Source organism: Enterococcus sp. H57 (assembly GCF_003112495.1).
Taxonomy (GTDB): domain Bacteria; phylum Bacillota; class Bacilli; order Lactobacillales; family Enterococcaceae; genus Enterococcus_B; species Enterococcus_B faecium.
Genome location: NZ_BEHC01000037.1, coordinates 16,943 through 35,477, shown reverse-complemented (window position 1 = coordinate 35,477; position 18,535 = coordinate 16,943). Strand labels below are relative to the sequence as shown.

The following is an 18,535-nucleotide window of genomic DNA, read 5'->3' as shown; positions in this document are numbered from 1 at the left end:
CCAAAAATCTTTTCAAATCAATTACCTTTGATTGTGGAAAAGAATTCTCTAATTGGAAAAGTATTAGTAATACGAATGATATTGATATTTATTTTGCAGACCCAGGAACGCCTTCCCAACGGGGATTAAATGAACATTCAAACGGACTCCTCCGAAAAGATGGACTACCAAAAGAAATGGAATTCCACCAAGTCAATCAAGGATTCATCTCATCCGTTGCGTCCAAAAGAAACCATATCCCTAGAAAATCACTAAATTACCAAACACCATTAGAAGTTTTTTTGAGTTACGTAAATGGAAAGTTTTGTCTCGCTTAATTTGACAAATAATAGGTCATAAAGATGTTTCCACTACACAAGTCTATACCCATATTTCTCCCGAAGTGAAAAAAAGATCAATGAATCAACTAGAAAACTATATAGAAGAGCAAATAAAAAAGCACTCAAATTGAGTGCTTTTTTAAGCTCACTATCACTAAAACTATCACTAATTTTATTTATAAGCGAACATGTTTCTATCACTGATTTTTTAAATCTAGCGAAAAACCCTTATCTTAAAGGCGTTCGTTCAATTCTTTGGCAAGGTCTTCAAAGCCTGGCTTGCCTAGAAGTGCGAACATGGTTTTCTTATAGCTCATGTAGAAAAATTTTCTTGATGATGATTTTATCCATCAATTGAGATTGACTGTTTTGCTCTCCTATGATTTCAGCTATGATTGTCCGATTTTGCGGTTTTCTTCTTAACTGGTAGTTGATTTTCCCAGTTTCCATCAACTCGCTAAGCATATCCACGACTCCGCCAAATCCGGTCTTTTTCGTAATAAAACCTAGTGCTACCATTCGTTCATCTAGATTTTTTGCTGTAATCGTCACACCAGTAATGAGCGAGTGCTGTAATGTTTGGGCCAGCTCTTCCATCCCTTCAGCATTGGATACGACGGAAGCTGTTTTGTTAATAGGTTCTTCGTTTATTTCTTTTGGTTCTTTCCTCTCCACTTTCACTGTTTGACGAAGGACATCTAGTTCTTGCAAGAGCGTTTCGTATTGTTCTTGGGTCAGCATCACGCCAGCTACTTTTTCACGATTAAATATATATACGCCAGTTCCCGCGTCTCGCGCTTGAGCAAATACATCCATCGGCGATCGTTTCACTTCTGTGATCGAAGATGTGGGAACTTCTAATTTCTTTAATTCCAATGGATTTCCTCCTTTACTAATCGCTTTTTATTATAGCACAGACTGACTTGTTTTGATCTTTTTTCCAAAGGTTTTATCGGTTTTTGCCTAACCAGTAATTGATATCGGTAAGAAGTCTTTCGATACCAAATGAAGGATGGTACAGATACGTTTTTTGATCTTCGTTATGGTCTAGTGGAAAAAAATGATCGGTGATCACTAGATCTGCATACCGAGGCGGCTTATTTCGAGTACATACATGTATAGAGATCCGTTTTCGATGTCTTAGCGTTTTGTTCAGTACCCCAGCAAGTCTTCTTGCTTCTTGGTGTTCATAACGAAAAAAAAAGACGATTTTCACTTCAGGAGGGTGGACATCTAAATACCCTCGTTCCTGGAGTGTTTTCAGTAAAAGCATCCCCCACTCTACTGCGGGGTATGCAAATGCTTGTTGGATCGCTAGCCGAAATTGATATAGTTTATCTTTGGAATTGGGAAATTTTTCTAATGTTTCCTGATAATAACGAACTTCTTCTATCAGCCGGTCATGGATACCAATTACGTAACGAAGCCATTCTTGGTAAAGTACTTTTGTCAGCTTTGATTTGTTTTCGCTCTCAAATTCGCTATTCAGCCAAAACAGCGAATCAAGCTTTTCAGTCACAATCGTCAATTTTCGATAGTCTTGTGTCTCTTCTATCCGTTTCCACCGCTTTTCAGTAATCTGGTTACAGCTCAAGCGCAAAATTGCTAGATAATTTTTTTCTTTTATTGGCAAAATCTGCTCTTCTCTAAATAGCAATTCAGGAAACAATTCAAAGAATAGTGTTCGACTGTCTCCTAAAATCTCGATTTCTGCCGGATCCTTTCTTTGCTTCAATAATTGGATGAACATCTCAGAAAAGGACTGCTCTCCATCATCTGCAAAAAAATGCGGAAAATCTTTCAAAAAGCAAAACAGCAGATATCTTACTTTTCTTTCTGAACCAAAGATCTGTGCTTTTTTATAAGAAAAAGAAAGGTGGTACTCGCCAAACCACTTTCTCAATCGCTCTTGCGTAGAACGATCGTACTTCTGCTCGTAAGGTTCATTCAATAGCAGATTTTTCAGTAAACAAAACGGGGGTGATTGGATCAGAAAAACAAACAAGAGATAAGGTTCGCTATATCCTTGATCATAAACTAACTGAACGGTTTTCTTATGAAGAATCAGCTGGATGGGACAGTCGCTTTCCGCCAAACGTTTCAGATGCCGATCCACTGTTTTAACATCGATTTTCAGTTCTTCAGCTAAATCAGCTTTTCGCCAGATCAAATCTTTCATTAGATTGATTAGTGAAAATAAATTCTGTGCATTTTTTGATAATAGTTTTTGCCATCTCATCGATCATTTCTCACCTGATTTCTAAACATATTGTTTGATCAAAATGGGTTCACTCCTAAAAAGATAAAAAACTCCCTTTCTATTTATTTAAATACGCAAATTTTCCTCATTATTTTTTATTTTACTCAATTTAATCGTATTCTCATTTCAAAACGAATGTACTTTAAAAAAACATAATAAAATCACTTTGCTTGTAGGATGTATTCCCTTCCATTACAATGAAATAAATAGCAATTTTATGAGAAGGTGATGTGAAAATGGAAGAAAAAATCGAAGAATCCAAACAAAAAATCGATCAGTTGATACAAGAATTAGAAAAAGCGGTCATCGGCAAACGTTCAACTATCCAATTGATGATCGTGGCCCTATTAGCAGGTGGTCATGTCTTATTCGAAGATATTCCCGGTGTAGGTAAAACGTTACTGGTCAAAGCACTAGCAAAAGCTGTACAGGGAGCCTTCAGCAGAGTCCAATGTACTCCTGATCTGCTGCCTAGTGATATTCTTGGTTTTTCCGTATACAATTCACAATCAAAAGAGTTTGAATTTCGTCCGGGACCGATCTTTACCACGATCTTGTTGGCAGATGAGATCAATCGCACGACTCCTCGTACTCAGTCAGCACTTTTAGAAGCAATGGCCGAGAATCATGCAACGATCGACAACAATACATACCCTCTAGACAATCATTTTTTTGTCTTAGCTACGCAAAATCCAATCGAGTATGAAGGAACATATCCTTTGCCGGAAGCACAGCTCGATCGTTTTTTATTCCGACTACAAATTGGTTATCCTTCTTTTGACGACGAACTTCTGCTACTTTTGGATAAATTTGAAAAAGTGTTGAATAATTTGAAGGTCGTCTTGAACAGTCAAGAAATAGAAGAAATAAAAACAAGTGTGGCGAATGTCTTTGTCAGTCCAGAAGTGGCATCTTATGCCTTGCAGTTAGTATCCGCAACAAGAACCCACTCTGCTATCCAGCTTGGCATCAGTCCACGAGGAAGCCTTGCCTTTATTCAGGCAGCAAAAGCCTATGCGTTGATCCATGGGAGAAATTATGTCACGCCCAAAGATTTGCAGGAGTTAGTTCCTTTCGTTTTTTCTCACCGCTTGATTTTTTACGATCGTTCATTGAAGGAAGACGAAAAGACACAAATGATCCATACCCTTGTTGCACAAATCCCAATTCCCGTGAGGTAGATAATGGAAAAAGCCAAAGATTATTTCATTAATTTTGTGTTATTTCTGATATATTTCGTCATTGTCTTTTTTGCTCTTGTATTCAACATTTCTTTAGGGTGGTTCTTATTGGCCTTTTTTACTCTTTATGTATCATGGAGTGTGTTTTCATTAAGCACCTTTCTAAAGAAACTTTCTGTTACTTGCACAGTCCAGCCAGTCGTTTATCGTAAAAAAAGTATACAGGTTATTTTTTCTATAGCCAAAAAGAGAGCTTTTTCTTTCCCTCTCCCTCGTTTACAGATCGTCTTTCCAGAGATCTTTACAGAAAAAAAACAAGAAATATTGATCCTTACAAATAAACCGCAAGAAGTCCAAGTACTTTGGCAACCAAAAGAGAGAGGGTTCCATGAAGCATTAACCGTCATTTTTACAGCCTATGATAGTCTAGGACTTTTTAGAAAAAGGACAAGAAGAGAGCTTTCTTTTCCTGTGACTGTTCTTCCAGCTTTTCATAAGACTCAAGCAGAAACATTGCAGAGAGTTCTGGAAAAAAAACAACAGCTGAACGCGTATCAAAAAGGTCTTGATTTTCGAGAACATCGCTCTTATCGCCCCGGCGATTCTTTTAACCGAATCGATTGGAAATTGTCTGCTCATAGTCAAGAGTGGTTATACCGCGAATACGAGTATCAAGAAGAAGAATATTCTCCGCTTCTTTGCTTTTGGGGTTCACCTAGCTTGAAATTTGACCATCTGCTAGATTTGTATTTTTCTTTATGGCATCTGAGAAAAGAAAAGCAGCCGGAACTTCTGATATTAGGCGACCGTACCTTTCATGGCAAAGATCCTGGATATACCTATTTTGCTTCTTTGAACGCTGGAGATGAGAAAACTTTTTTGGCACACTTGAAAAAACAGGCAAAAAAACAAATCGTCCTCTTTATTCCTGCGCATTCTCCTGAAGTCTCAGAAGCTGTCGAAACATTGTCGAAAGATCGGACGGTCTATCTTGTTTATTTCGCAGAAAAACAAATCATGATCCAAGAAAAAGACAAGGTATGTTCATTGCCAGGAGGTGAATGGATTGACGATTAAATGGGAAAAATACCTGCGCGGCGTTTACTCCTTTATGATACTAAGTGTAGGTGCTCCGATATTTGTAGCAGCTAATCAATTGCAAAACAGCTCCCCTCTTATCCTAACTATTGGTATCCTATGTCTTATTGTCTGCTGTATTTCTAAAAAATGGGTACGATTGCTACTTTCTTTGCCAGTAATGATTGGCTGTTTGTTTGCCTATTTTCCTTCAAAGACATTTTCTTTATTATGGGTCGTACAGTTTTTTTCGTCAGTTACAGAGGAATTCTTCCATCTATCCCAAGGTAAACTTCATTATTTACCAGAAAAGACAGCTTTTTTTCTCATATTGTTGTTGATCTATTTATTTATTACTTTGACCGTGGATTACGACTATTGGTATGCACCCTTTCTTGCGTTGATGGCTTACTTCATGATGCTTACCGTTTTTCGGGAAAAAGAACTATTGTACGAAATGATTGCGGTAGTAGCTGTTTTATGCGTATATTTGGCAGCAAGGCAATTTTTCGCCATCCGATTGTTGTCGGGAAACGCTCGATTCCAGTCGTTTACTACGATCCTGCTTATTTGTTTGTTCACTTTCAGCGCCATCTTGCCTTTATATCTCCCAAAAGTACACCAATCTCTTGAGGAAACGAGTGAACCGATCCGAGAATATCTTAATGATGAAGGGCTTTATGATACACTCCATGAGTACCAATTAACCGGAAGTGCCAGAACGGGTTTCAGTGAAAATGATGAACAACTTGGTGGTCCATTGTATGATAATGGTGAAGTTGTTTTTGCAGCGAACCAGAAAGTAAACGGCTATTGGAAGATAGAAAATAAGAATCATTACACCGGTTCTGGATGGGTAGAAGATCCGGATGCACCCATCCAACCAATCCAAGAATTTCCTGTTGATATCACAAGCTACCAAACAGTTATGGAAGAAAAAGAAAACATTACATTGACGCTAAAAAACCAAGCTTTCTTACCTTATCCTTATGGAAATACTACCTTGACTGATTTTTCATTAGCCAGTGGACAAACGCTTTACTATTTGCCTGAAAGCCAACGATTCATCCCTGTCCCGAATGAATCGACGCGATTGGCGTCCTTACAAACAGAAAGATTAGCTTTTACGAGAGAAGAATTAAAAAGCAGTCAGTTAGCGGCCGATGATTTAGAAAATCAACAGACAAATCTTCAGTTGCCGAAAGGGTTGCCTCAACGGATTGAGGACTTGGCGATCGAATTGACCAAAAATGAAGCAACTTTAATTCGTAAAGTCGAAGCTGTCGAACAGTATTTGAAAACAAGCGGGAGTTTTCGCTATTCCAAAACGGATACCGGACATACGCCTAAAGAACGCGATTATGTAGATTATTTCCTCTTCGATTCAAAAGTCGGCTATTGTGACAACTTTTCAACTTCTATGGTCGTCCTTCTTCGCACACTAGGCATCCCTGCTCGGTGGACAAAAGGTTTTACGGATGGGATTAGACCAGGTACAGATGAGCAAGGAAATGAGGAATACAGCATTCTCAATAGTCATGCTCATTCTTGGCCAGAGGTGTACTTTCCTGGGTTTGGCTGGCTTCCATTTGAACCAACCCCTTCATTTGCCAATCCAACTGTTTCACAACCAGCCGCTGAAACAACAGAAACCGTCCAATCTGCTGAAGAACAACCAAAAGAAAGCGAAAATATAGCAGAAACTATTACCAGTGAGAGACCTGCGACTATTTCGTCAGATAACACGACGCTCACACCGTCTTATAAAATCGTCTTATTCAGCCTTGGGGTGTGTTTATCCGTCTTGTTGTTCTTTCTATTGTTATTTAGAAAATCTCTGCGCTGGACAAGTTATCTTATCTATCTTCATTTTTTTGCTTCTACTAATGCGGTTGCGTATCAAAAACTTCTCCACCATTTGGAAACACTGGTACCGCGCACCCTCGCAGAATCTTTGCAGGCATACAGCCAACGAATAGAACAAACATTCAATCTAGATCAACGTTTCATTCGATTAACTGCTCAATATGAAGCTGAAATATATGGGCGACAAGCAAATCCGGTAAAATTCGATAAAAAAACCTATTTAGAACTAACGCATATAATAAGAAAAATGGTATACAAAAAGGTTATGACAAAAGGGAGCAGCTTCAAAAAATAAGATAAAATTCCTGGAGAATCTACTTCTGGAATGCCGAGAACCAGCTGATTGAGCATCGATTATTCGTAAAAAAAGGTTGTGACACGTTTTTTGTCACAACCTTTTTTCATTATTATTTGATTTTCAATGTCAAAGCATTCAGCGCTACGACTACCGTACTTAACGACATCAAGACAGCACCAACTGCTGGACTTAATAGGATACCAATTGGTGCAAGTATTCCGGCTGCTAGTGGGATTGCGAGAATATTGTACCCTGCTCCCCACCAGAGGTTCTGGATCATTTTCTTTCGCGTTTGCTTAGCTAAATCAAGGAAATGCAAAATATCTTTTGGATCGCTGTTTGTCAAGACGACATCCGCAGAATCGATCGCGATATCTGTTCCTGCACCTATTGCCATCCCAATAGAAGCACGGGCTAAACTTGGCGCATCATTGATCCCATCACCCACCATGATTACTTTTTTCCCTTGGTCAAGATATTTCTGGACAACAGCTTCTTTATCATTTGGTAATAAACCGCCGTAATATTCTTCGATTCCTAAATAATCTGCTACTGCTTGAGCAGCATTTTTATTGTCGCCAGTAAGCATGACTGGAGTGATTTTTCTTTCCTTCAATGTTCGGATAAACTCTTTTGCTTCTGTTTTTACTACGTCACCTAAAGCAACGATTGCAGCTAGATGATTTTCTAAAATCAGGAAGCTGATGGTATTCCCTTGTTCTTGGTAAGGTTTCAATAATGCTTGTTCTACGTTTAATCCGAGACGCTCAACTTCTTTTTCATTAACTATTTTCACTTGTTGGTTTTTGACTGTTGCCTCTAGCCCAACTCCTGAAAGATTTTTTAGATTTTCGGCTTGATAAGGCTTGATTTCATGTTCTTTCAAATAATTCATAATGCCAACAGCCAATGGATGATTGGCATTCGCTTCCAATGCTCCTAAATATTGAAGGATTTCATTTTTATTGAACGCATCATCAAGAACTTCGACACCCGTTACCGTAAATTTTCCTTCTGTCAGTGTCCCGGTTTTGTCCAGCATGATCACATCTAGATCATTGGCTTGCTCTAGTGCGTTGCGGTTTTTCAAAAGCAATCCGTTTTTAGCGGCGATCGATGTGGAACGAGCAACAACTAATGGGATAGCTAAACCTAGAGCATGGGGACAGGCGATGATAAAGACAGTGACCATACGTTCCAATGCATTAGGAAGATCTGTCAAGAACAGCCATGCGATAAATGCCAAGATACCGACAATTAAGGCAACATAAAACAGCCATTTTGCCACTTTGTCTGATAATGACTCTAGCTTGGATTTTTCTCCTTGTGCTTTTCGCACCATTTCCATAACCTTCGCTAGATACCCATTTTCACCAGTTCCAGTTACTTCGATTTCGATCGTTCCATCCCCATTGATAGAACCGCCGATTACTTTGTCATTGGCTCGTTTTTTGATTCCTTTTGATTCGCCAGTCACAGCTGATTCGTCAACGATTGTTTCACCTTTCAAGATAACACCATCTGTTGGCATTTTGTCACCGGAACGGACGATCAAATGATCGCCTTCCTTTACTTCTTTTAGTGAGACTGTCTCTTCTTTTCCTTCTTTCGTCAAGCGTTTCACTGATTCTGGCAGTAATTCTGCTAGTTTTTGTAAAGCATTGCTGGCATTCGAAACAGCGTTCATTTCGATCCAGTGACCTAGCAACATAATGACGATCAATGTAGCTAATTCCCAGAAGAAATCCATGACGTGCGTATGAGGATTGATCAGATTCGCGATAAACGAATAGACACTATAAATATATGCAACTGTAATCCCCATCGCGATCAGCGTCATCATAGCAGGACTTTTTTGTTTCAATTCCATTTTTGCTCCGCTTAAAAATGGCTGTCCGCCATAGATAAATAGTATAGTTGCTAAGATCAGTACGAGCCAATCCGAACCAGGAAATGTTATTTGGAAGGGAAATTCCATTCCCATCATCGGTGAAAAAAGAATGACTGGGATAGCTAGGATAAGCGATAGCCAAAATTTTTGTTTGAAATTCCCCATGTGCATGGAATGATCCATACCGCCATGTTCGTGATCCATGTGCATCGAATGGTCCATACCGCCATGTTCGTGATCCATGTGCATCGAATGGTCCATTTCTTTGCTGTCCGCTATATCTCCATGGTTATGTCCCATATGCATTGAATGGTCCATCTGGCTATGGTCATGCTTCATCTCCATCTGTTTTTCGTTTGAATGAGCACTTTCTTTGTTTCCTGCTTCTTTTTTATGCTCCTGTTTTTTCTCCATATCGTTCCCGTTCATTTTTACTCCATCCCTTCTCTTACTTTTTCATGTGCCGATTTAAGCTCAGGGAGTTCAACAATACACTGACGGAACTAAACGCCATCGCTCCTCCTGCAATGATTGGATTCAAAAAGCCTAATGCAGCAAAAGGAATGCCAATCGTATTATAGACAAAAGCCCAGAAAAGATTTTGTTTGATTTTTCTCAATGTCATTCTAGACAACTCGATTGTTTGAGCAATGGACGCCAAACTACTATTCATCAGCGTTACATCTGCTGTTTCCATCGCGATATCCGTTCCACTTCCCATTGCCATACCAACATCAGCTAATGCGAGAGCTGGCGCATCATTGATTCCATCACCTGCCATACCGACTTTTTTGCCATCTTTCTGCAGTTTTTCCACATAGGCTGCTTTATCCTCTGGAAGTACTTCGGCAAAGATGTGCATTGGATCAATACCCACTTGTTTACCGATCGTTTCGGCTGCCAGTTTGTTGTCTCCTGTCAGCATAAAGACATCTAATCCTTTATCCTGTAACTGCTTGATTGCTTGTTTGGCTTCTTGTTTGATTTGATCTGCCACGGCAATCAGCCCGATCACTTGCTTTTCATCAGCTAAAAACATGACTGTTTTTCCCTGCTGTTCTAATTCTAACGCGTGTTCTTGGTATTCATCAAATGATAGGTTCAATTCAATTAATCGTTTACGTGTACCCGCAAAATAGCGTACTCCGTTAATCGTACCGCTGATTCCAGCACCTGGATGAGCTGTAAAATCAATCATATCGTATGTTGCTGCTTCTTGCAGTTTTCCGTATTCCACGATTGCTTTACCTAGTGGATGTTCAGAAGCTTGTTCTAAAGTATAAAAAATAGATAGGACTTCTTTAGAACCGACTAGATCTGTAACTTTGGGCTTTCCTTCTGTAATCGTTCCAGTTTTATCCAAAACAATGCTGTCTAAGTGAGCAGCTGCTTCTAATGCTTCTCCGCCTTTAATTAAGATTCCGTTTCGTGCGCCAACACCCGTTCCTACCATGATAGCTGTTGGAGTTGCTAAACCTAATGCACATGGACACGCAATGACTAATACAGAGACACTATGGATCAATGCAAGTTGCCAATCACCCGTGATCAATCCTGTCGCCACTAGCGTGATGAATGCAATGACTAAAACGATCGGAACAAAAATTCCTGAGATTCGATCCGCGATTTTTTGAATTGGTGCTTTGCTTCCTTGAGCGTCTTCCACCATTTGGATGATTTGAGCTAAAACTGTCTGCTTACCAACTTGTGTGACTGCCATATGAAGCAGACCATTCGTATTGATTGTTCCGCCAAAGAGTGTGTCATCTGGATTCTTTTCTACAGGAAGACTTTCGCCAGTAAGCATACTTTCATCGATCGCACTACTTCCTGAAATGATTCGACCATCTGCTGGGATCTGCTCACCAGGACGGATGACTAGCTGATCGCCAACGACGACTTCTTCAATCGCTAACGTTTCTTCTTTACCGTTTCTTATTACTTGAGCTGTTTTTGTTTGAAGAGACATCAATTGTTTGATTGCATTACCTGTTTTCGTTTTTGCTGTATGTTCCAAATATTTGCCGAGCAAAATCAACGTGATGATCATACTGCTGCTTTCAAAATAAAGATCTTGGGGATGTCCACGGAAAAATCCGTTGTAAATGCTCAATGCAAAAGCAGCTGATGTTCCGATTGCTACCAGTACATCCATATTTGGTGCTTTCGTCTTGATTGCATGATATGCCCCTTTATAAAAACGAGCACCAACATAAAATTGGACAGGTGTAGACAGAACTAACTGAACGATTGGCAGATGAAAAAAGTGAACAATTGCCGCATGGCTCCCCAACATCATGGCAATCATTGACAGCATCAATGGCAAAGTCAAAATCGTACTCAATACAAGATCGAATAGCATTTTTTTCAAATATGCTTGCTTTTCTTCCGCAATTTTTTGTTTATGGGCTTCATCGTACAAAATCGCACCATAGCCGATATTCTCTACGCTTTGGATTAATTTTTCAGTGGTCGTCCCTTCATATTTGACACTTGCTTTTTCAGTGGCCAAGTTGACTGTGGCATTGACAACACCAGGTTGTCCGTTCAGCTCTTTTTCGATCCTAGCAGAACAATTTGCACAAGTCATACCTGTAATGACGAATGTGTCCATTTTGGTTTCTGCTGCTGCCATCAAATCACCTCTGCTTTATATCCCAATCCATTGATTGCTTGACAGATCTTTTCGGATTGGACTTTTGTTTCATCAAACTTGACTGTACCGTTTGCTTTTTTCAAGTTCACTTTTACTTTCTGTACGCCGTCAAGTGCGCTTACCGCTTCTTCGACTCTTGCAACACAATGATTGCAGCTCATACCTTCGATTGAAAATTGTTGTTTCATTTTTTCTTCCTCCTATTGATGTTGTTTACATTCACATTGACCTGGGATACAGTTACATTCGATTGTTTCGACTGGTTGCTTTTGTTCTAATTGTTTCAAGATTTCATTGATATCTTCTTGAGTCAAAGTAGCTTCTTCTACTAGATCCGCAATCGTCTCTCCAATCCTTTTTGCACAGATATGGGAAAAAAGATTTTCCGTCGCACTACGAACTGTTTCCATCTCTGAGACAGCTGGATGATAAATGAATTTTTTTCCTTCTTGTTCTGTCCAGATCACTTCTTTTTTTACCAAACGTCCCAACAAAGTTTTGATCGTTGCTGGTTTCCAATCCATCGAATCAGCTAAGATCTGCGTGATTTCTTGAGCAGTCGTCTGTCCAAGTGTCCAAATAACCCGCATGATCTCCCATTCTGAATCGCTGATTTTTACCGGCGTTTTGACTTTCTCCATTTATTTCACACCTTTCATTTACAAATGTAATCAATAACTTATGAATACAGATTACACTTGTAAACAAAAACTGTCAATTATTTTTGCTCTCTATTTTCAATTTAGTTAAAAATTCTTGTTTTTCCCCTCTTGTTTTAAGGATGATCAGTTTGTTTCGTGCATGGTTTTCTTGGATCAGCTGCTGTATTTTCGGTTCATTGTTTTCTTCAAAATGCCAGATAAAAGATAAAAATTCTACGTATTCCCTATTTAGTTTCTCTGTAAATGCTTCAGGCATATCTGGCCGTGTTTTTTTGTTTATCTTTCTTTTTAAAGAACGCCAAACTACTCGGTAGATGGCGACATAACGCGGCACTTTAAGCCAAATGATTTTATCTGCTTCTTTGATTCTCTCTTCTAACGTAGAAGTATAATTTCCTTCAACGATCCATGACGGATTAGATACCATAAACGTTTGTTGTTCTTGCAAAAACCACTGTTTTGCCTGAATACTGTAATCTGTTGTATGCCATAAAAGGTCTAGCGGCAGTAGCGGAAAGCCCGTGATTTCTTTGATATTCCTTGCGAGGGTCGATTTTCCCGACCCACTTTGTCCAATCACGATGATCTTCATTTTCCTCCCTCACTTCTCTTTGGAATTTGGTTCGATCATACCATTTATAACGCCACAAAAAAACAAGAGTTGGCTCTACACGCCAACTCTTGCAAGAAGTAATTTTATTTTAAGGCTGAACCACAGTTTCTGGCTCAGTGATTTCTTTATTTTTGTCTCGACGAGCGATGGCCGGCAAGATCATGCCTAATAAGATCAAGACGATTGGTGTGATGATATTCGTGAATAGCTGGAACCACCATGCTTTAGGATCCGCAGTATAATCTACTTTTGGTACCATTCCTAAGATACAGGCGAACGCAGTGAAGGCAAAGCACCAAGCACCGAAGATAAACCCGATTTTTGGATTTTTGACAAATTTATATTCAGAATTGAATTTCTTATAAGCTTTATTCAACATCATATACGCCAAGAATACCCATAGGTAACGCATTGGCATAACAACTGAGTTCAAGTTCGTCAACCATTTAACTAATTCATTCATATCTTTGATACCGAAGATTGGCAGCAAAATAATGATTCCTACTAGGATACCTGTCAAAAGATAGCCGTTTACTAATGTACCTTTATGACTACGTTTACGTAGCCAGTTTGGTACGAATTCTGGATCTGCATCTGCTAACAAGATTTTTAACGGTGCATCGATTGAAAAGGCTAATGCGGAGATTTGCCCGATCATATTTGTCAATGCGTAAATAATCATCAATGAGTTACCGATACCATAGTAATTACCTAAAATTTGAAAAGCACTGTATGCCCCATTTGCCATCAAGTCTTTAGGGATATTATCGCTAGCAAACAGCATGCCCATTGCGACTGAACCTAATACAGCACAAATCCCTACCATTGCTGCTAAGAAAATCATCCCTTTAGGAAATTCTTTTGCAGGGTTTCTTGTAGAGTTGACATAAGGGGATATTTTTTCCGCTCCTCCAACTGCAAACACTAACATAGAGACGGTTGTGAAATAACTGAAGTCAAAGGTTGGAATATATGTTTTCACTTGATTCATATGCGGTGTGGCAAATTCCATCGTTGGGTTGATGAACGGTGCCGTTACTGCTAAAAGAATAAATAGGATCGACATAACGAACATCGCTGTTCCGGCTAATCCGCCGATCACTTTCAACGTAGAAAGTCCTTTTGTTGATAAATATAAAAAGGCAAGAAATATAATAAGTGAAATAACTGCTACCATTTGGACTGACATCGTATTTACGATATTTCCGTTTCCTTGGACCGCCCAACCCCCTGCAATCAGGATGGCTTGAGGTTTTTGTGCCAAATAAGGAATATGCACGACCCAGTAAGTCCAAGCAGCATAATATGCCAGCCGTTTATTGGATGTCGTATTTTCGACCCATGAACTGACGCCTCCTTTACTATCCTTGAAGGCTGATCCTAATTGTCCAACGATCAATGCGTATGGAATGAAATAAATGGCTAGAATCAATAGCCAAGAGGTGACAACTGATACTCCTTGCTGGGCATAGTTATTAACTACATTCCCCATGCCCCAAACCATGTTGAATGCAATTAACGCAACAGTGAACCAGCGTAATTGTTTATTGTTCATTCGTTCTCTCCTTTATAATAAAAATTTGTTAACCAAATGTAATCATATTCAATTTTTAACAAACTTACAAGACAGCGTTATTTTATGTGTATATTTTTTTATTTAATACACATCATTTTTTCATATTTTTTCCATCAAAAAAAGGAGTTGTTTTCTTTGATTTCATTGATTTTATTGTATTTAAAGCAATTTTGAATTTTCTGCAAAATTAAAAACATCAGTTATTTTATAATCTTAGCCATTTTCTTTGTATTCTTTTATTAAGAAAAAGGTATAAAAAAAGAGGACGTTCATTCGTCCTCTCTACTGGTCAATATTTATTTTTTACATGTAAGCTTCGCATGGCATTCAAAACAGCTAGGACTGTTACCCCGACATCTGCAAATACTGCATCTCCCATTGTTGCAAAACCAAAAGCACCTAAGGCAAGTACCAATATTTTTATCCCAATAGCAAAAACAATGTTCTGCTTGACGATCTTCAATGTTTTCTTTGCTAACCGGATCGCATCTGCAATCTTCGATGGTTGATCGTTCATGATGACTACATCTGCTGCTTCAATTGCAGCATCGCTTCCTAATCCACCCATTGCGATCCCTACATCTGCTCTTGCTAGCACCGGTGCATCGTTGATTCCGTCTCCGACAAAGGCAGTCTTTTTATTGCTTCTTTGTAAGATTTCCTCTAACCGCTGTACTTTATCTTCTGGGAGTAGTTCACTGTATATCTTGTCCACGCCAACTTGCTTCCCGATATGATCAGCGATTTTTTTCGAGTCACCTGTCAACATGACTGTGTGCTTGACACCAGCCTGTTTTAGTTGAACCAATGCGTCTACAGCATCTTCTTTCAAGGTATCCGCAATGACAAGATAACCACTATAACTTTGGTTGATTGCTATATAAAGCAATGTACCGATTTCTTGACTTGAAGGAAAAGAGATTTCAAACCTTTCCATCAATTTGTGATTACCTACTAATATTTGTTTGCTGTCAACTTCAGCTAAGATCCCTTCACCTGCAAATTCTTGGATATTTGTTGCCGGTAAAAGCGGACCTTCGTAACCTTCTAAAACGGATTGCGCAATCGGATGTGTAGAAAACTGTTCTGCACTTGCAACATATTGCATAAATTTCTTTGGATCAATTCCTGTTGGATCGATCGTCTGGATCGAAAAGTCGCCCTTCGTTAATGTGCCAGTTTTATCGAATACCACTGTCTCAGTTTGTGCAAGCAATTCCAAATAATTTGAACCTTTTATTAATACACCAATTTTACTTGCTCCTCCGATCCCACCAAAGAAACTAAGTGGTACGGAAATCACTAATGCACATGGACATGAGATCACTAAAAATGTCAACGACCGATAGATCCATTCAGAAAACGCCGCTCCAGAAACCATTGGAGGTAAAACAGCCAATAAGACGGCCAGCCCTACAACGACTGGTGTATAATATCGCGCGAATTTGGTAATGAAATTTTCAGCTGGTGCTTTTTTGCTGCTGGCATTTTCTACTAATTCTAATAATTTACTGATGGTAGAATTTTCATAGGATTTTTCTACTTGAACTAAAAATGGTTTATTTTTATTGATAAATCCACTTAATACTGTTTCGCCAACATATACAGATTTAGGAACGGATTCACCTGTAAGTGCGGATGTATCAACTAATGATTCTCCTTCGATGATCGTTCCATCTAACGGTACACGTTCACCAGGCTTAACAAGTACATACTGACCAATCTGCACATCTTCAGGATTCACGGTCATCAATCCTTCTGCTGTCTGTATGTGCGCTGTTTCTGGACGGATAGCCATCAGTTCACGAATCGATTTTCTTGAATGATTGACTGCCAATCCTTGGAAATATTCGCCGATTTGATAAAATAGCATCACTGCTACGGCTTCTGGATATTCACCGATCAACATAGCGCCGATTGTAGCAACAGACATGAGGAAATTTTCATCAAAGATTTGTCCTTTGACGATATTCATCACCGCTTTTTTCACTACATCATATCCTATCAGCAGATAAATCAATAAATACCCTATCAAACGAACTGGTTCATTAAAATCAAATAATAGCAAGACAGCGATACCTGCAAGTGAAAATAAAATCCGGATCAGCGTGTTTCTCTCTTTTTCATTTCCATGTTCAGATACTTTTTCCTTGTCTATTTCTGTTACCTTGACATCTGGTTCTAATTCCCTCACTACTTTTTTTGTTTCCTGTTCAACCGCAGCTAATCGGTCTTCCTCTACGTCAATCGTTAGTTTTCCAGAAGTGAAATTTACCGTTGCTTCCTTGACTCCATCGATTTGCTGGACTCCTTTTTCGATTTTCATCGCACAGTTCGCACAGTCTAAACCTTCTAATCTGTAACTTTTCATTTTAATGACCTCCTCGCTTTAACATATGAATATCTCTTCATAGCTGATTATAAATGAATGGTTATTCATATGTCAAGGTATCCGAAAGAAAAAATGAGTTTTCAAAACATAAAAAGAACCAGATCAAACACGTGATAGTTGTGTTTCATCCAGTTCTCTCGTTCATATAACATGTTTAGGACACTCTTTTAGAACATCCTGACTTATATAATCTCTGCACCAAATGGCATCAACGCCAATCGAGCAAGTTTGAAAGATTGCTTTGCAAATGGTATCCCTATAATCGTGATACATAGAAGGATGCCGCTGACGACATGTCCAAGAGCAATTGGGAGACCTGAAACGATCAGCCAGATGATGTTGACAATCAATGACATGCCGGACTGGTGGTAAATTACTTCTTTGCCAAAAGGCGCAAAAGAAAGGGAGGCGATTTTAAAACACTGCATACCGATAGGGATACCAATGATCGTGATACACCAAAGTACCCCTGCTGCTAACCAGCTAAGACCCCCAATTAGTCCGCCAAATATGAACCAGATGACATTTCCTAAACAACTCATTGTATTTCTCCTTTTATTACTGTTTTTAATTAGAACTAGAACTGGACAAAAAACGATTTGATTTTTCGTTTTTTAGCTTCCAGCATCAAGTATTCCGCAAATCTTTTTTGGATTTCTTCCGTTTTTTCTTTTGTTACTAATGTGTGTTGGATTAGTTTTCCTGCTGGTCGCTGATCCACCCGTTCTTCTGATTGCTGTTCATCTGCTTGCGCAAAACCGATGATCCGGTTTTCTTTTGTTACAGCAACGATCAATAGTTTATTCCTATCATGTAGTTCAGCTGCCGTTTTTACTTTTACGAATGATTCTGGATGATCAGTAATCAGCTGATTGATTTGAGGGAGATCTTCTTTTACTGCCCTTCGTATTTCCATCATTTCTCCCTTTTCTTTCGTTCATTTTTATTTCCACTAAAAAAATCAACTGCGGAAATCGCATCTATCCAACTTTGTGCAATAATCTCGTGTCCGCCAATCGTTGGATGCACGCCATCTTCTTTTGTATATTTCGAAAAACCATAAGCGATTCCTAAAGCATTGAATATCCCATCTAAAGGAATCAGCAATGTGCCATATTCTTTTGCGAGTTTACGAACGGTTTGGATCTTAGGGTCTAAGTCTTTGCGCCACCCATAACGATCATTTGTCACAGGAAGTACAAAAGGCTCCATTAAGACGATATTGCAGATTCCAGCTGCTTGAAGTTCATTTAGTAACTCTCGATAAACGGATTCAAATTGCTGCACAGATTTCTCAGTGCCGAATATAGCTTGATCTCCAGTATTATGCCACGTATCATTGATTCCAATCAAAATCGATACATAATCAGGTTGCAGAGCTAAACAATCTTTTTGCCAGCGTGCTTGCAGATCTGCAATTTTGTCTCCTCCTATCCCACGGTTTATACATTCAAATTCCATCGTTGGATATTGTGAGATTAGTTTCCCGGCAATCAAAAGCGGATACCCTTTACCTAGATCCGTTGCTTCTGAACGGTCTCTTCCTGCGTCTGTAATGCTGTCACCAATAAATAACACGCGTGTTTTCATTTGTCAAAAACTCCTTTTTGAATAAAACGACGATTTTCTTCTTTATATTATCCCATAAGCTCTACCAAGACGAAAGCGAAAATAGATGTATAAAAAAAGACACCCGCCTAGTTTCCTCAAACGATTGGATGAATACTCAGCAAGTGCCTAGTT

Annotated in this window: 16 protein-coding genes; 4 read left to right on the top strand and 12 right to left on the bottom strand. The window is 39.0% G+C overall.

The genetic code is table 11. The annotated features are described in order from the left end of the window. On the top strand, positions 1 to 317 hold a 317-nt coding region (locus DIZ30_RS08605; RefSeq protein WP_109023175.1), incomplete at its 5' end, for an IS30 family transposase. Between the two features lie 309 nt (positions 318 to 626). On the opposite strand, the gene DIZ30_RS08600 is transcribed toward DIZ30_RS08605, so the two are convergent. Together DIZ30_RS08600 and DIZ30_RS08595 are read right to left on the bottom strand one after the other, a co-directional pair. After that, on the bottom strand, positions 627 to 1,196 hold the full coding sequence (locus DIZ30_RS08600; RefSeq protein WP_002294835.1) for a prevent-host-death protein: 570 nt from the start codon (positions 1,194 to 1,196) through the stop codon (positions 627 to 629). A 73-nt stretch (positions 1,197 to 1,269) separates the two neighbouring features. Beyond that, on the bottom strand, positions 1,270 to 2,559 hold the full coding sequence (locus DIZ30_RS08595) for a hypothetical protein (RefSeq protein ID WP_002337814.1): 1,290 nt from the start codon (positions 2,557 to 2,559) through the stop codon (positions 1,270 to 1,272). 257 nt (positions 2,560 to 2,816) lie between these two features. On the opposite strand from DIZ30_RS08595, the gene DIZ30_RS08590 reads away from it, so the two are divergent. Genes DIZ30_RS08590 through DIZ30_RS08575 form a run of 3 tightly spaced genes read left to right on the top strand, consistent with a single transcriptional unit; the run spans position 2,817 to position 6,999 of the window. After that, positions 2,817 to 3,761 (top strand): MoxR family ATPase, encoded by a 945-nt coding sequence (locus tag DIZ30_RS08590; protein WP_227644280.1) that lies wholly within the window; start codon positions 2,817 to 2,819, stop codon positions 3,759 to 3,761. A gap of 3 nt (positions 3,762 to 3,764) precedes the next feature. Beyond that, positions 3,765 to 4,838 (top strand): DUF58 domain-containing protein, encoded by a 1,074-nt coding sequence (locus DIZ30_RS08580; RefSeq protein ID WP_193753197.1) that lies wholly within the window; start codon positions 3,765 to 3,767, stop codon positions 4,836 to 4,838. Further along, a complete protein-coding gene (locus DIZ30_RS08575; protein WP_098188960.1) occupies positions 4,828 to 6,999 on the top strand; it encodes a transglutaminase domain-containing protein in 2,172 nt (723 codons plus the stop codon). The genes DIZ30_RS08580 and DIZ30_RS08575 overlap by 11 nt, the downstream gene beginning before the upstream one ends. A 112-nt stretch (positions 7,000 to 7,111) precedes the next feature. Here DIZ30_RS08575 and copB read toward each other — a convergent pair whose 3' ends face one another. The 10 genes from copB to DIZ30_RS08525 all read right to left on the bottom strand — a co-directional run bounded on the left by copB (position 7,112) and on the right by DIZ30_RS08525 (position 18,382). Continuing rightward, positions 7,112 to 9,322, bottom strand: coding sequence for a copper/silver-translocating P-type ATPase CopB (gene copB, locus DIZ30_RS08570; protein ID WP_098188959.1), 2,211 nt, complete (start codon positions 9,320 to 9,322; stop codon positions 7,112 to 7,114). 19 nt (positions 9,323 to 9,341) lie between these two features. Then, positions 9,342 to 11,528: a cation-translocating P-type ATPase gene (locus tag DIZ30_RS08565; protein WP_010732212.1), complete on the bottom strand. Its 2,187-nt coding sequence runs from the start codon at positions 11,526 to 11,528 to the stop codon at positions 9,342 to 9,344. Then, a complete protein-coding gene (copZ, locus tag DIZ30_RS08560; RefSeq protein ID WP_002291786.1) occupies positions 11,528 to 11,737 on the bottom strand; it encodes a copper chaperone CopZ in 210 nt (69 codons plus the stop codon). Before copZ ends, DIZ30_RS08565 begins: the two co-directional genes overlap by 1 nt. Positions 11,738 to 11,749: 12 nt before the next feature. After that, on the bottom strand, positions 11,750 to 12,190 hold the full coding sequence (locus DIZ30_RS08555) for a CopY/TcrY family copper transport repressor (RefSeq protein ID WP_002291784.1): 441 nt from the start codon (positions 12,188 to 12,190) through the stop codon (positions 11,750 to 11,752). 73 nt (positions 12,191 to 12,263) lie between these two features. Next, the gene (locus tag DIZ30_RS08550) at positions 12,264 to 12,803 is read right to left on the bottom strand and encodes a DNA topology modulation protein (RefSeq protein WP_002329453.1); all 540 of its coding nucleotides are present in this window, start codon (positions 12,801 to 12,803) and stop codon (positions 12,264 to 12,266) included. 109 nt (positions 12,804 to 12,912) lie between these two features. Further along, the gene (locus tag DIZ30_RS08545; protein ID WP_002291780.1) at positions 12,913 to 14,379 is read right to left on the bottom strand and encodes an APC family permease; all 1,467 of its coding nucleotides are present in this window, start codon (positions 14,377 to 14,379) and stop codon (positions 12,913 to 12,915) included. Positions 14,380 to 14,689: 310 nt separating this feature from the next. Continuing rightward, positions 14,690 to 16,771, bottom strand: a complete 2,082-nt coding sequence (locus tag DIZ30_RS08540) for a heavy metal translocating P-type ATPase (protein ID WP_098188958.1) — start codon at positions 16,769 to 16,771, stop codon at positions 14,690 to 14,692. A gap of 203 nt (positions 16,772 to 16,974) precedes the next feature. Further along, the gene (locus DIZ30_RS08535; protein WP_002291778.1) at positions 16,975 to 17,334 is read right to left on the bottom strand and encodes a YccF domain-containing protein; all 360 of its coding nucleotides are present in this window, start codon (positions 17,332 to 17,334) and stop codon (positions 16,975 to 16,977) included. Positions 17,335 to 17,369: 35 nt separating this feature from the next. Next, positions 17,370 to 17,711 (bottom strand): hypothetical protein, encoded by a 342-nt coding sequence (locus tag DIZ30_RS08530; RefSeq protein WP_002316395.1) that lies wholly within the window; start codon positions 17,709 to 17,711, stop codon positions 17,370 to 17,372. Next, positions 17,708 to 18,382 carry an SGNH/GDSL hydrolase family protein gene (locus DIZ30_RS08525; RefSeq protein WP_002291774.1) on the bottom strand — a complete coding sequence of 225 codons (675 nt, stop codon included), beginning with the start codon at positions 18,380 to 18,382 and terminating at the stop codon, positions 17,708 to 17,710. The genes DIZ30_RS08530 and DIZ30_RS08525 overlap by 4 nt, the downstream gene beginning before the upstream one ends. Positions 18,383 to 18,535 lie beyond the last annotated feature (153 nt).

What these genes read in the sequence shown, in the direction of transcription:
- DIZ30_RS08595 (WP_002337814.1), bottom strand. Translation starts at nt 2,559, where the DNA reads ATGAGATGGCAAAAACTATTATCAAAAAATGCACAGAATTTATTTTCA.
- DIZ30_RS08590 (WP_227644280.1), top strand. Translation starts at nt 2,817, where the DNA reads ATGGAAGAAAAAATCGAAGAATCCAAACAAAAAATCGATCAGTTGATA.
- DIZ30_RS08580 (WP_193753197.1), top strand. Translation starts at nt 3,765, where the DNA reads ATGGAAAAAGCCAAAGATTATTTCATTAATTTTGTGTTATTTCTGATA.
- copB (WP_098188959.1), bottom strand. Translation starts at nt 9,322, where the DNA reads ATGAACGGGAACGATATGGAGAAAAAACAGGAGCATAAAAAAGAAGCA.
- DIZ30_RS08565 (WP_010732212.1), bottom strand. Translation starts at nt 11,528, where the DNA reads ATGGCAGCAGCAGAAACCAAAATGGACACATTCGTCATTACAGGTATG.
- copZ (WP_002291786.1), bottom strand. Translation starts at nt 11,737, where the DNA reads ATGAAACAACAATTTTCAATCGAAGGTATGAGCTGCAATCATTGTGTT.
- DIZ30_RS08555 (WP_002291784.1), bottom strand. Translation starts at nt 12,190, where the DNA reads ATGGAGAAAGTCAAAACGCCGGTAAAAATCAGCGATTCAGAATGGGAG.
- DIZ30_RS08550 (WP_002329453.1), bottom strand. Translation starts at nt 12,803, where the DNA reads ATGAAGATCATCGTGATTGGACAAAGTGGGTCGGGAAAATCGACCCTC.
- DIZ30_RS08545 (WP_002291780.1), bottom strand. Translation starts at nt 14,379, where the DNA reads ATGAACAATAAACAATTACGCTGGTTCACTGTTGCGTTAATTGCATTC.
- DIZ30_RS08540 (WP_098188958.1), bottom strand. Translation starts at nt 16,771, where the DNA reads ATGAAAAGTTACAGATTAGAAGGTTTAGACTGTGCGAACTGTGCGATG.
- DIZ30_RS08535 (WP_002291778.1), bottom strand. Translation starts at nt 17,334, where the DNA reads ATGAGTTGTTTAGGAAATGTCATCTGGTTCATATTTGGCGGACTAATT.
- DIZ30_RS08530 (WP_002316395.1), bottom strand. Translation starts at nt 17,711, where the DNA reads ATGATGGAAATACGAAGGGCAGTAAAAGAAGATCTCCCTCAAATCAAT.
- DIZ30_RS08525 (WP_002291774.1), bottom strand. Translation starts at nt 18,382, where the DNA reads ATGAAAACACGCGTGTTATTTATTGGTGACAGCATTACAGACGCAGGA.